This window comes from Streptomyces sp. NPDC086080 (genome assembly GCF_044540255.1).
Classification (GTDB): domain Bacteria; phylum Actinomycetota; class Actinomycetes; order Streptomycetales; family Streptomycetaceae; genus Streptomyces.
Genome location: NZ_JBITRU010000010.1, coordinates 212,494 through 225,732 on the forward strand (window position 1 = coordinate 212,494; position 13,239 = coordinate 225,732).

General features: G+C 69.2%; 12 protein-coding genes. 2 read left to right on the forward strand and 10 right to left on the reverse strand.

The window, feature by feature from the left end; translation table 11 throughout:
• The first annotated feature begins 137 nt into the window (after positions 1-137).
• The gene (locus ACIF9R_RS15570; RefSeq protein ID WP_399979530.1) at positions 138-899 is read left to right on the forward strand and encodes a hypothetical protein; all 762 of its coding nucleotides are present in this window, start codon (positions 138-140) and stop codon (positions 897-899) included.
• A 314-nt stretch (positions 900-1,213) separates the two neighbouring features.
• Here the strand turns inward: ACIF9R_RS15570 and ACIF9R_RS15575 are convergent, their stop codons facing one another.
• From ACIF9R_RS15575 to ACIF9R_RS15610, 8 genes are all read right to left on the reverse strand, one after another.
• A complete protein-coding gene (locus tag ACIF9R_RS15575) occupies positions 1,214-1,363 on the reverse strand; it encodes a hypothetical protein (RefSeq protein ID WP_399979533.1) in 150 nt (49 codons plus the stop codon).
• A gap of 160 nt (positions 1,364-1,523) precedes the next feature.
• Positions 1,524-1,931 carry a DUF6278 family protein gene (locus tag ACIF9R_RS15580; protein ID WP_399979535.1) on the reverse strand — a complete coding sequence of 136 codons (408 nt, stop codon included), beginning with the start codon at positions 1,929-1,931 and terminating at the stop codon, positions 1,524-1,526.
• 72 nt (positions 1,932-2,003) lie between these two features.
• Positions 2,004-2,783 carry an exodeoxyribonuclease III gene (locus tag ACIF9R_RS15585; protein ID WP_399979537.1) on the reverse strand — a complete coding sequence of 260 codons (780 nt, stop codon included), beginning with the start codon at positions 2,781-2,783 and terminating at the stop codon, positions 2,004-2,006.
• A gap of 60 nt (positions 2,784-2,843) precedes the next feature.
• On the reverse strand, positions 2,844-3,479 hold the full coding sequence (locus ACIF9R_RS15590) for an MBL fold metallo-hydrolase (RefSeq protein ID WP_399979540.1): 636 nt from the start codon (positions 3,477-3,479) through the stop codon (positions 2,844-2,846).
• A 47-nt stretch (positions 3,480-3,526) separates the two neighbouring features.
• Positions 3,527-4,837 carry a 4-carboxymuconolactone decarboxylase gene (gene pcaC / locus ACIF9R_RS15595; protein WP_399979543.1) on the reverse strand — a complete coding sequence of 437 codons (1,311 nt, stop codon included), beginning with the start codon at positions 4,835-4,837 and terminating at the stop codon, positions 3,527-3,529.
• Between the two features lie 342 nt (positions 4,838-5,179).
• A complete protein-coding gene (locus ACIF9R_RS15600; protein ID WP_399979546.1) occupies positions 5,180-6,427 on the reverse strand; it encodes a tyrosine-type recombinase/integrase in 1,248 nt (415 codons plus the stop codon).
• A 162-nt stretch (positions 6,428-6,589) separates the two neighbouring features.
• Positions 6,590-7,120 (reverse strand): transposase, encoded by a 531-nt coding sequence (locus tag ACIF9R_RS15605; RefSeq protein ID WP_399979596.1) that lies wholly within the window; start codon positions 7,118-7,120, stop codon positions 6,590-6,592.
• Positions 7,117-7,656, reverse strand: a complete 540-nt coding sequence (locus tag ACIF9R_RS15610) for a transposase (protein WP_399979548.1) — start codon at positions 7,654-7,656, stop codon at positions 7,117-7,119. The genes ACIF9R_RS15605 and ACIF9R_RS15610 overlap by 4 nt, the downstream gene beginning before the upstream one ends.
• A gap of 623 nt (positions 7,657-8,279) precedes the next feature.
• Here ACIF9R_RS15610 and ACIF9R_RS15615 point away from each other — a divergent pair.
• Complete coding sequence (locus ACIF9R_RS15615; protein ID WP_399979551.1) at positions 8,280-10,190, forward strand: hypothetical protein; 1,911 nt, start codon at positions 8,280-8,282, stop codon at positions 10,188-10,190.
• 587 nt (positions 10,191-10,777) lie between these two features.
• Here ACIF9R_RS15615 and ACIF9R_RS15620 read toward each other — a convergent pair.
• Together ACIF9R_RS15620 and ACIF9R_RS15625 are read right to left on the reverse strand one after the other, a co-directional pair.
• On the reverse strand, positions 10,778-11,659 hold the full coding sequence (locus tag ACIF9R_RS15620; RefSeq protein WP_399979553.1) for an aminoglycoside phosphotransferase family protein: 882 nt from the start codon (positions 11,657-11,659) through the stop codon (positions 10,778-10,780).
• Entirely contained in the window at positions 11,656-13,059 is a 1,404-nt protein-coding gene (locus ACIF9R_RS15625; RefSeq protein WP_399979555.1) for a helix-turn-helix domain-containing protein, read from the reverse strand. Before ACIF9R_RS15625 ends, ACIF9R_RS15620 begins: the two co-directional genes overlap by 4 nt.
• Positions 13,060-13,239 lie beyond the last annotated feature (180 nt).

A 13,239-nucleotide genomic window follows, 5' to 3' on the forward strand; every position in this document is an offset into this window, starting at 1 on the left:
GGCCGTCCGCGCAGCTTAGTTCGACGTCATGCTCCCGTCAGCGATGTCGGGAGGCGTGCCGCGCGGGTGGTCCGGGGGACGGTCGGCCACCCGGGTGTCGAACACGGGTTTGCGTCGGACCGCTAGCATGCGCGCCCATGACCGACGACGTACGCAATATCGTGCTGGCCGTGCTGGCCGTGGGTATCAGTGCCGCGCTGGGCTGGATCGCCCGTACCTCTGTGTGGAAGCGCAAGCTCCGGCGCAAGCAGGCCTTCTTCGGCCTGCCCGAGAACTCCGAGTCCCTGCTCGTCGTCAACCGCGATTCGGCGACGGCGGAACCCGCGGTGCACCGGTTCGACGTGTTCGCGCTGCTCGAACTGTCCGCGCTGATCAAGGACTGCGGGGCGCATGTCCAGGTGGTGACGCAGGACGCGGCGCACCAGGGCTTCGGCGAGCGGACCGAGTTCTGCGTGGGCGGTCCCGGCTCGAACCGGCGGATGGTGGCCCATATGGCGGCCATGCTGCCGGGGGTGCGGGTCAATGTCGACCCGGAACCGGGACCGGACCGGGGCGCCTTCCAGATCGGCCCCGAGCGCTACCGCATGGACCCGGGCGTCGCCGAGTACGTCCTGCTGGCCCGGCTGACCGCCGGTGAACGGCACGAGACACGGCCGGTGTTCCTGTTCTGCGGCCAGCGCGCGATCACCAACCAGGCCGCGACCCGTTATCTCGCCCGCCATCACGAGCGGCTGGCCCGCAAGCACGGGTCCAACTCCTTCGTGCTGCTGCTGAAGGTGATCAACTCCCAGGCCTACGGCCCCGATGTGGTGGAACTGGTCGGGGACGTGACCAAGGCGGCGCAGACGCCGCTGCCGGCTCCCGCTCCGGCACCGCGCAAGACGCACCGGGCGGAGTGAACCCGGCCGGTACTCCCGCGACCGGCGCTCCCGCCGGCACTCCCGCCACCGGCGCCTCGGCGCTCCCCGTCCGGCGCGCAGCTGACCTTCTCCTCGTCGGCGGACGACCCGTCGTACTGTCGGTTCGCCGCGCGAGCAGTGATCTCCGGCTGCCGCCGGACGGGACCGGCCGATGTGACCCGCCGCCCCCGCGGGCGAGGTCCGCGGTGGGCCCCTCCCGGCGGCGGCGTCCGCGCTCCTGCCGCGAAGTCCCCTCCCCCACCGGGACGGAGGGAACATCCTAGTCGACGTCCGGACCGACGGGTCTGCTGACGTCACCCGCTCAGTGCTGGAGAGTCTTCGGCACCGTCGGCGCGCGGCCGCGCCGGCGCCCCGCCGCCGGCCGGGCCGGTGTCCCGCGGCGCCCGCGGGCCCTCGAAGTACGTGTTGACGTCTCGCAGTTCGGTCAGCGGATCGACGGCCATACCCACCTCTGCTCGTTCTCCACGTTGTGGTGGTCGCCGCAACGTATCGAGGCAAGATCGCCGGGACGACGCGACACGAGCCTTTCGGTCATTAGCCGTATTTACGCCGGACGGTGGGAGAGGGGACGACGGGAACCGCCGCGGAAGGCGCCGGCCCGGTTCAGGCCTCCGCGACCTCCGCGTACAGCTGGGACAGTTCGGGTACTCCGCTGGCCGCCCACGCGTGTCCCGCGTCCACGACGTCGAACTCCCGGCCGGAGACCAGCCGTACGACCGGCTGCCCGTCGCAGCGGATCTCCCAGGCGGCCCCCGGTACGGTGCGCACGATGACGGATCCCAGATACAGCCCCGCGTCGTTGCCCAGCCAGTCCGACGCCTCCTCGTCGTCGCGCCAGCCCGGGACCAGCTGGTCCAGTGCCTCCAACGAGGCCGGGGAGTCGTCGAGTCGGACCCCCGCCCGGTACGCCTGGGCGCGCAACGCTTCGCACTCGGCCAGGAGTCCGGCGATGCCCTCGGGATCGGGCAGGCCGCCCTTCCGGCGACGGCCGCCCAGGAAAGGGATGTTCATACCTCCAGCCTGTCATTCATCACCCCCCGCGCACCACAGGCGCGCGGGGTCCGTCGACCGCCGGGCGCCCCGCTACACGTCGAGGTCCACCACGACCGGAGCGTGGTCCGAGGCGCCCTTGCCCTTGCGTTCCTCGCGGTCGACGTAGGAGTCCTTGACCGCCTTCGCGAACGGCTCGTTGCCGTAGACCAGGTCGATGCGCATCCCCCGGTTCTTGGGGAAGCAGAGCTGGCGGTAGTCCCAGTACGTGAACGGGTGCTCGTACTTGAGGGGGCGGGGGACCACGTCCGACAGGCCGGCCTCACGCAGGGAGGCGAGCGCGGCACGCTCGGCGGGGGTGACATGGGTGGAGCCCTCGAAGGCGGCCGGGTCGTACACGTCGTCGTCGGTCGGTGCCACGTTGTAGTCGCCCAGCACCGCGAACGGGCGGCCGCCCGCCGCGTCACCGGCGACGGCGGCCTTCAGCGCCTCGAACCACTGGAGCTTGTACGCGAAGTGCGGATGGTCCACCTCGCGCCCGTTCGGCACGTACACCGACCAGACGCGGACCGGGCCGCAGGTCGCGGAAATGGCGCGGGGCTCGACGGAGCCGTCGTAACCGGGGTCGCCCGGCAGTCCCTTGACCACGTCCTCCAGTCCGGTCTTCGACAGCACCGCCACACCGTTCCACCGGCCGGTCGCGTGCACCGCCGCCTCGTAGCCCAGTTCGCGCAGCTCCTCCACCGGGAACTTGTCCTCGGCGACCTTGGCCTCCTGGAGGCAGAGCACGTCCGTGCCGCTGCTCTCCAGCCAGGCCAGGAGCCTCGGCAGACGGGCGGTGATCGAGTTCACGTTCCAGGTCGCGATGCGCATGTCCCACAACCTACCCGGAGGGTCCGACAACGCCCGCCCGGCGCCGTCGCCCCTCCCCTCCTACAGCTCGGCCGCGCCGCCGGGGGCGAGCCGCAGGTGTTCCGTGCCGCCGAGGGCGCCGATCTGGCGGTCGTAGATCGGGCGGGCGAGATCGGTGAGCAGGGCGTCGTGGATGTCGTAGGCGCGGCGCGGCCGCACCTCGCGTACGTAGTCGATGACCTCGGAGATCTTGTTCCAGGGGGCCATGACCGGCAGCATCAGTGTCTCGACCAGGTGGTCGGGGACGGTGAGCGCGTCGCCGGGGTGGAAGAGCTTCCCGCCGTCGACGAGGTAGCCCACGTTGGTGACGCGCGGGATGTCCGGGTGGATCACCGCGTGCAGTTCGCCGTGCACCTGGATGTCGAAGCCGGCCGCGGTGAAGGTGTCGCCGTGGCCCACCGTGTGCACGCGGCCCGGGAACGCCGCCGAGATCTGTTCCGCGACGGACTTCAGGGTCCAGATCCCGGCGGCCGGGTTGGCCTCCAGGGCGGTGCGCAGCCGGCCCTCGTCGAAGTGGTCGGGGTGCTCGTGCGTGACCAGGACGGCGTCCGCGCCGAGGGCCGCGTCCTCCTCGCTGAACCCCCCGGGGTCGAGGACGAGAACGCGGCCGTCCTTCTCCAGACGGACGCAGGAGTGCGATTTCTTGGTGAACCTCATGGATCCCATCCTCCCCCCGAGCGCACGGTCCCGCGGAGCGCCCCGGCTCACTCCCGGGGTGTGGTCTCCTCGCGGACGACCTGCTGGGCCACCCAGAAGGCGCTGTTCGCCACCGGGACGCCGCAGTAGACGGCCGCCTGGAGCAGCACCTCCTTGATCTCGGCCGGGGTGAGCCCGTTGCGCAGGGCGGCCCGGGTGTGGACGGCCAGCTCCTCCAGATGGCCGCCGGCGACGAGGGCGGTGAGGGTGACACAGCTGCGGGTGCGCCGGTCGAGTCCGGGGCGGTCCCAGACCTCGCCCCAGGCGTAGCGGGTGAGCAGCTCCTGGAAGTCGCCGGAGAACTCGTCGGCCCCCGCCAGCACCCGGTCGACGTGCGCGTCGCCCAGTACCTCCCGGCGGACCTTCATCCCGGTGTCGTACGGTCCAGGCCGGCCACCCCGCGTCTCCTGCGGCACCGCGGCCGGGGCGATCTCGGCGACGGGCGCGGGCTGCGCCGGGACCACGGCCGGGGCACGCTGCCCCGCCATGGTCGCCGTCGCGGGCAGCGCGGTGTGGCCGGTGACGGACTCGAAGGCGGGCTGCCAGGCCGTGGAGAAATGCCGTACCAGCAGATCGGTGACGGCGGCCGGCTGCTCCACCGGCACCAGATGGGAGGCGCCGGGCACCACCGCGAGCCGGGCGTCCGGGACGCCGGCGACCAGCGTACGGGCCTCGGCGGGGCCGGTGACCTGGTCCTCGGAGCCGACCAGCACCAGGGTCGGCACGCCGACCCTGCCGATCTCGGCACGCACGTCGAACGAGGCGAGCGCCTCGCAGGCGGCGATGTAGCAGCCGGGGTCGGTGGTGCGCACCATCTGCACGGCCCACTCGGTGATCGCGGGCTGGGCGGCGGCGAAACCGCCGGTGAACCAGCGCTCGGGCGCGGAGCGGGCGATGGGGTCGAGTCCGTTCGTCCGTACGACCACACCGCGCCGGCGGAACTCGTCGGCCGTACCGAAGCGGGGCGAGGCGGCGATCACCGCGAGCGACGCGAGCCGCTCGGGATGCCGCAGGGCCAGCTCGATCCCGACGGCGCCGCCGAGCGCGCAGCCCGCGTACCCGAAGCGCTGCACGCCGGCGCTGTCGAGGGTGGCGAGCAGCCGCGCGGTGAGATCGGCGACCGAGCCCGCGGGGTGGGCGGGGGCGCCTCCGTGTCCCGGCATGTCGAACCGGAACACACGCCATTGCTTCATCAACTCGGGCACCTGACGGTCCCACATGTGCCATGTGGTACCCAGCGAGGGTCCCAGGATCAGAACCGGAGCATCTTCCGGCCCGTCAAAGCGGTATTGCAGGGTGTTCGGCGGTGTCTCACTCACGCCCCAGACCCTCTCACGTCTCACAAAATCTCACACAGCCCGGGGAAGCCGGCGGCCCGATGCACCCGCGGCTCGATCGTCGGGCACTGCCGACGGCCTCGTCGATCGAGCCTGAGCCTTTCAGCGTGTACGCCCTCTCCTGACGCAGCGTGGCCTGCCGGCCGCACTCTCGCCCGGTCCTCCCGTCGACGCGCTGCTTCCTCTATCAGCACAGCTGCCAGCTGTTCCCAGTTTGCAGCAAAGCACTGGTGCCGTCCCGAAGGACGGGACGACGTAGCGGGAGACCTTTCGGGACGCTCCGATCGCCACCTGAAAACCAACCCTTGGGAACCGCCGCCGAACTCACGCACGACCCTCCGCCTCACCGTGCAGGCCGTCCCATGTGGTGGCGGCTTCGCGGAGGTCTTCCACGTCTGGCTTCACGTACCACTTCTTCGTGGTCTTCACGTTCGTGTGCCCGGCCCACCGGGCGAGGATGTGATCCGGCACGCCGTTATTGGCGAGGAAGGTGAGGCAGGAGGCACGAGCGTCGTAGAGACGTACTCTGCGCAGGCCAAGGACCTCCATGAGCCGGTACGCGCGCCTGCGGAGTTGCTTGATCGTGAAAGCCTCCCCGGTCTCGTGCACCACGACGTATCCGGAGTCCGAGTAAGCCTCACCGAGGACGAGCCTCTCCTTGGCCTGGAGAGTCTTGAACGTCCTGAGGGCCATCAGTACTGGAGCCGGCAAAGGAAGATCACGTTCTCCGGCCATGGACTTGGTGTCCTTTTCCACGACGTATCGATTCCCCATCATCGTCCGGGTGTTGGCTATGGTGATCGTGGCATTGCCCAAGTCGACGTCCTCCCATCGAAGTCCGCAAACTTCAGCAGGACGCAGACCCATGAGGGACAGCAGAAGGGGAGCATAGAGCCGTTCCGTCCTGACGCCGTGAATGAACATCCGGACTTCCTGGACGTTCCATGGCTTCACTTCCTGCTTCTTCTTCCGGTCCTCCTTACGCGCCCTGCGTGGAATTGTGACGTGCTGGGCCACATTCATGGTCAGCAGCCGCCGCGTTACTGCCCTATTCAAGGCATCCTTCAATCGCGCAAGGCTCATTTCCACACTGGTCACCCCGAGCGGAGTGCCAGCTTTTCCGCCGCGTGCGCGTCCATACCTCAGCGCCCAGTGCATCCACTCTTCTACGTCTTCCTCCGTGAGCTCTTGAAGCCGGATGTGACCCAACTTCCCGCGAACCCGATCCAAGGTAATCCGGTAGTTGTAGATCGTGGTTTCTTCCAAATCATCCGCTTTCATGGCCAGCCATCGATCTAGCCACTCATTGACAGTGATCGGCTTGGGAGGAACGAACGTCCCTTCCTGGCGACGGTTGGTGATGCGCGCGTACTCAACCTTCGCTTCCTTGAGCGTGGCGAACGTACGAGTCAACTGCCTGCGCTTTCCGGTAGCAGGATCGACTCCCACATCGACCACGAACCGGTATCGCACCTGCCCCTTCGAGCTGGGCGGGAGCTTCTTGATCGGATCGGACAGGAGGTACTCACTCTCCTTCTGTGCGTGGCCTACGCCGGCTAGGCACTGGCTCATCTGATAGGCAACAGACCGCGCCGTTCCGCGCCATGGCACAGAGCGGCATCTGCAGGTTCGCGCAGCTCCACCGCCAAGCACAGCCGCGCACGCGAACGTGCTTCGAGGATCTTCACGATCGCCGGTTTTGCTACTGAGGTTGAACTCGTGGTGTCGCTGGGCTCAGGTGGGTCTGATGGCCAGGCCGGTCTCGGCGAGGCAGCCGTCTATGAGGTCGCTGCGGTACTGGATGTGCCGTAGGCCGCGTCGGATGCGCTGGATGAGGTGTTCGGGGGTGCTGAAGGCGACGTTGGAGAGCCAGCCGCGCCGCAGGAGGGACCAGATCCCTTCGACGGGATTGAGGTCGGGTGCGTAGGGTGGCAGGTAGTAGATGGTCAGCCAGTCCCGGGATGCGGCGAACTCCCGTAGACCGGCGGCTTTGTGGACGTTGAGGTTGTCCCAGATGAGCACGATCGGGCCGCCGAGCTGCTGGTGGGCGGCGATCAGCAGGTCACGGTAGTCGCGCCAGGAAAAGCTCTTGCGGCCGTCGCGGCGGCCGTCGTCCCGGCGTGGCCGGTAGATCAGCCGGGACCGGTGGCCGGGTTTGTAGCAGGTCAGCGCGGCGATGGATATCCGTCTGCGGGAGCGGCCACGGACCCGCACCACCGGGGTCCGGCCGCGCTGTGACCAGGTCTTTGCCTGCGGCGGCGTCATGGAGAAGCCGGCTTCGTCCTCGAAGACCAGCCAGGCTCCACGGGCCGCCGCGAGTCTTCCGCGCAGGGCCACACCTCCTTGACCCATCCGGCCACTGCATCGTCGTCCCGCTCGATGGTGCGTCGGGCCGGGACCTGGCAGGACCAGCCGTTGCGCACCAGCAGCTTGCGCACGCCCTGGACCGTGTAGGTCAGGTGGAAACGCCGGCCGATCACCGTCTTCACACGGCTCAGGGTCCAGCGTTGGTCTTCCCAGCCGTGCGCGGTCGGCCCCTTGGCCAGCTCCGCCTCCAACTGGGCGAACTGCTTCTGGCTCAGCCTCGGCAGCGACGCCGGCCCCTGTGACCGCAGAGCCCGCGGACCGCCCTCGTCCCACATCTTCCGCCACCGCTGCACCGAGCGGACGCTGACCCGCAGTTCCTTGGCGATCACCGAGCTCACCTCGCCCCGGGCGAACCTCTCGGCCGCCTTCAGCCGTAACCCCTCGCGGAACTGCTGCCGTTCGGCGGTCAACCCGCCCCCTTGTGGATACCGCATGCCCCGGTGATACCGCACGAGCGATGAGCCGTCAGCCCCTCCGACACCACGAGTTCAATCTCAGTAACCGGCGATCGTCGTCTATGTTGCGCTCGCCGTCCGCACGCGATCCACGTTCCGAGTGCGTCGCGTACGTTGGTGGGGCAAAGAGAAGGCGGACACATCGGCAGCGTTCGCGGACAGAGCAAGCTCCTCGTTACATCGGGGACGGGCTGACCGGCCACATGGTTCAGGGTGTTGTACGTTGACATACCCCTACTGCGACTTCCACCCTTTCCAGCGCCTTTCTCTTCTGCCGTGGGCGAATAAGGAAAGGAAGCTGCCGAACCGGGGGCCAGTTACCGCGGTGGCTACGACGTCGGCAATTCGGCCCCAGCACGACGACTCGAAGCGGCCCCGGTTCGTGAAAATCCATGACGGCTCGAAGCGGCCCCCGTGTCGGCATGGGCAGGTCTCTGCCGGAGTCTGAGAAAGCTGCCGATGCCCAGGGGGGCGATTCCAGCCGCCCGGGTGGGACCGCCCGGACGACGTCGCAGTCAATGACGTGTGCGCGAGTGAGGAGGGCCGGTTGGGCCTGGGCTGAAAGCCTTGTCCCACAGCGAGCCGACGGGGATCATGACCGCGTGCGGCACCAGAAGAAACTCCACGAACTACTCGAACGCGCCGGACTCACGGTCGTCGAGGATGTGCGCCCGGGCAGCCTGTTCCCGCCGGAGGCCGGCTGGCGGATCGCGCGGGGGATCGCGGCGCCGGACGGCGTGGCCCGGGAAGCGCTCGATGCCGCGTGGTGGCGCCGTCTTCGCGACGTCGACGGCGAGTTTCTGGTGGCCGTCCTCAAGCACCGGATCGGCGGCAACGACTCGTGGTGGACCCGGGCCCGGCACGCCGGGAGCGGCGTGCCGGAGTTGACCGGCGACCCCGGGTTCGTGGCGCTCTCCCTCGACGGGCAGGTACTGCTGGGCGAGGTGCCCGGCGAGGGCGGGCCTCGGGTGACGGCCCTCGACCGACTGTCGGAGCAGCTGGAGGAGGCCGCCGAAGCCGCCGGGCGCGAGACGGAGGTCGAGCGCGCCGAGGTGTGGGCGGCGGTGCCCGGCCGACGTGCGTGGCCTCTGCACTGGGCGGAGGGGATCGGTTTCAATCCGGCTGCGACGGACGAACTGCTGATCCGGCTGCTGGATGTGGAGGAGGGCTTCCTGCACGGATGCGACCGGCCCGCCGTCCTCGACGCCGCCGTGACGCACCCCGATCCGCGGGTGCGGTCAAGGCCCGCCGACACCTTCCGGCCCAAGCTCACGTCCGATCAGTGGGTACGTCTGGTCCGCGCCGAGCCGTCGCCCCATCGACGCGCGCTCTGCGCGGAGCGCGCCTGCGTCTGGAGCGCCGAACTCCCCGAGGACCTGTACGACGACCTCCTCACCGGCCCGTCCCGCGCGCGAGCCGCCGAACTCCCGGGGCTCCCTGCACAGCACCTCCCTGGCCTCGTGGCCGACGCCGATCCCCGGGTGCGGGCGGCCGCCTGTGCCCGGTGGGAGGAGCTTGCTGCGCAGCTGCGGGAGCGGCTGTTGGCCGACACCGATTACGCGGTGCGCACGGCTGCGCTGCTCGCCCACCACAGCGGCGTACCCATGCCTCGCGAGGTTTTCGCCGCCCTGCCCGACCCGCGGCAGGCGCTCGAACGGTGCCGCCTCGAGCCCGACCTGGAGGCGGAGCTGGTCCGGGACGGAGACGCGGAGGTACGTCGGGCGCTGGCCGCCAACCCGGGCCTGGGCGCACACGGCGTCGCCGTGCTGGCACAGGACCCGCAGGACGACATCTGCTCCGCGGTGGCGCTGCGCCCCGACCTCGCCGAGGAGCAACGTGCCGCGGTCCGCCACGACTTCGACCCGACGTCGATGTCACACACCCTGCCCTGGGTCGAGGACCTGCACGGCGACGCCGACGCGATGCGCCGTCTCGCCGCGTCGTCCCACCCACTGGTCCGCCGCAGTGTGGCTCGGGCCCGGCACCTCCCGCCGGATGTCGTGGCGCGCCTGGCGCGGGACGAGGACCGGGTGGTCCGCCTGTTCCTCGCCGAATCGTGCGAGGACGCGCCGGCCGACATGCTGCTGGAGGTATGGCGCTGGTGGGGCGGCAGCTTCAGTCACCCCGACCGGCCCCGCAGCCACCCCAACTTCCCCCGCGCGGGCCTGTTGCGCTACACCGCCGACCCCAGCGGGCGGATGCGCCGCCTGGCCCTGGACGATCCGGAGTCGACACCGGCCGACGTCGCACGCCTGGCCCGGGATCCCGAAGCCGAGGTGCGCCGCCGCGCGGCTGAGAACCCCCGGCTGTCACCGGCCGACGCGGTGCGGCTGCTGGACGACCCGGAGGCCCACGTCCGCGACACCGCGGTGCGCAATCCGCGGCTGCCGGCCCGCGTCCTGGCCGGGCTGTTGCATGACCGCGAGACGGCATGCACAGCGGTCACCAACCCGACGATCCCAATCTCCGCCCTACACCGCATCCTTACCGCGGCTGCGGCAGCCCCGCGCTGAACACCGACATCCCGCACGGCGGCCGTGGTGGTCCGACGCTGAACTCCGGCACGCCTAGCCGGCCACCCCTACTCCAACTCCGCGAGCACCCGCCGTACCCGGTCGTACGTGCGCCGCCGGCGCACCTGCGGGGTTGGCCGCGACGTCGTTCGGCGGCCCCACCCGGGCGGCTGGAATCAGCCCCCCCCTTCCGGACGGACTTCATCCACGCCGGACTCCTCTCGCAGCCGGTCTTCCCTCAACATGGTCGAAGCGGAGCTGGCATACGTCCGCGCAAGACTCGGCACAATCCAGTCCTTCCCCCAACGGGCCACGACCAACTCCGTCCCTGGCCGGGGAAGCGCCCGCAATGTCACCGCGCAGTGTCCGTTGTACGCCAAGCGGGCCGTGATCTTCGGCTCCGTTCCTGGGCCGTTGTCCTGCCGGATCTGCCACCACACCTGGCTGAGCGCCGAAGTCACGGCTGCCGGGTTCAGACCAGGCATCCATTTCGCCCAGTGCTGACCGCCCGGCCCACCTGATGTTCACGCATGCCGAACACCGATAGCGTCCCTGCGTGAGTATCTGGTTGTCAGCCTGTCCGCGGACTACATGATTGCCTTCCATCGCCACGGCGGTGCCCCTGTCCGGCCGCGCAGGCAATCGATGCGGTACTGCGCCTCGCGCCGCCACTCCGGGCGGCTGGCGGCGTGCTGTGCGGCGTACGTCGTCATCCGCAACTCTCGCGCGCCAGCGAGAAGTTCATACCCTTCCCACTCCGTGACGTCAGCGCCGTAGGTCTCGCAGAACGCGGCGTAGTCCTCCGCAGACACCGCGCCGGTCGTGGTGAGCTTCACCGCGGTCGACACGAGATCCCACTCCGGGGGGCCGAATGAAGCGCGCTCGAAGTCGAGCAACATCGGGCCAGCCTCCGTGCGCGCCACGTTGCCGACCCATGCATCCCCGTGGACTACACACTCCGGCAGGCCCTTCGGCCTCGACGCCCATTGCTGCTTGAGATCCTCAAGCCGACTCTTCAGCCACAGCCGGTCATCGTCAGAAATTGTGATCGCTGCGTCGATGCGCTCAACCAGCCGGACGAACGGGTCCAGCTCACCCAGTGGCAGGTCTGGTTTCGGCAGGGTGTGCAGTTGTTTGAGGAGCACGACGACGTCGGTGACGCTCCCGATTGCGTGTGGTGGCAGCTCTTGCCAGAACGTCACTGGGTGCCCGCTGACTGCTACCGGCTGCTGCAGGTCAAGGGCGCGTACGGCGGGCACGCCTTTGGCGGCCAGCCAGCGGGCGACCTGAACCTCGCGCGTTGCGGCGGCGGACTGTCCGGGCCGGGCGATTCGCACCACCACTCCCCCGGGCAGACGCCATATGGCGTTCTCGGCGATCCGTATTGGTTGGGCGTTGGTCGCGTCGAGGCCGGCTGCGAGGCACGCCTCCTCAAGTACGGCGTGGGTGGGCGTGGGCGAAGTAGTCACGCCTGCACCGTAGCCGCGATGCGCTCGCGCAGGTCACTGGCCTCGGGAAGGTTCCGGTGCCGGCCTGCGAACCGGGCGAGTTCCCGCAGATCCTCGGCGGCCCGGCAGGAGGTCAGCTTGCCGACGTCATCCAGCGCTCGGTGGCCGAGTACGACCGCGTGCCGCGGATCGTCTCCCTTGGCCATGACCAGAGAAGCGAGTTTTGTCTCGGAGATGGCGCGCGAGCGGGCAAAGGCGTTGACATGTCCCTTCACCGCGATTTCGAAGCGGCGGGCCGCCTGCCCGGGGTCCTGGTCCGCATGGACCGCGAGGTCGAACAGCGCGTGGGCAGTGTCGCCATGATGCTGGGCGTAGTCGTAGTAGGCCATCCACGGCGGATCCTGCGCCGGGTCGGACTGTTCGAACGCGGCGTCGGCTTCTCCGACCGCACGCAGGGTGTTGGCTACGTCGCGCATCTTGCCGAAGGCGCGGGCGCGTGCCGTGTGCAGCATGGCACGCTCGGTCGCGGTCAGTCGGTCGGAACGCACCAGACCCTTCTCCGCGTGGGTTAAGCCACTATCCGGATCTCCGACCCAGATTTCCTGCCGGGCCATGAACGAGTACGTCTTGGCGCGTAGGTGCCACTCCCCGGCTTCCTCCGCGCACTCAGCGGCTAGCCGGAAGCTGACTCGGGCATCGTCGTGGGCGTACGCATCGAACTGTGAGGCGCCGACGACAATCCCCAACCGAGCGACAGAGGCTAGGAGTTCAGGCCGCAAGGGCTCGGGGCAGGGCACCGGCAGCAGGGAGGCACCCCACATGATGGCGCCGCGGGCGAGTTCTCGCACCGCGCCGCCGCCTCCGTACTCGTTGTCCTCGCGATGGATGACATCGGCCAGCGACTTCAACTGTCTGATCTCGCGCGGGCGGATCTGAGTCGGGATCTCCCGGGGGGCTGCTGGGGTCACGAGGTGGACGAGGTCTATGGGGGCGATGGCGGCAAGGCCGCTCGTGGCGAGGAAGGCGCGACGGTCCACAGAGGCAGGGCTCCCGCTCGGAGGTGTTGTACTACCTCTGCCCAGGATGCGACCTTCATGGATCTGAACCGGTACCTCCGCCCTGCCAGGAGGTGCACTTTCCGTTTCGGGGCGGGCTTTTTCCGTTTGCCCGAACACCATCCCCCACGCCCGGGCGAGGACTCCGCCCGTCTGCAGGACCTCGTCCAAGCGCTCAGCCAAGTCCTTCGAACAGGTAGCAGTCCCCTTCTCGATCTTCTCAATGAGTGAACCGCTGACCTGCACCTTCACGCCCAACTCGGCGTGCGTGAGAGGACCGCGCTTCTTACGCCAGGTCCGCAGTTCATGACCGAACCAGTCACGCGGGGACGCGTCCGGAGTCAACTGCTTCTCGGGTCTTGGCATGGGCTGTTCCTCGCTCGCGAAACGGAAGATCGAGGTTTCCGAATCAAGATCTGCACGCGGTCCTGTCGGCCTGGCTCAATGGTTGCTCAGAAGCTGTTGTCGTTCCGATCTTGAGAGATGCGTTTCGAACGGGAGTCTCGATCGGGTGGTCGCGGACCGCTGGGCGCATACGGGTGGGGC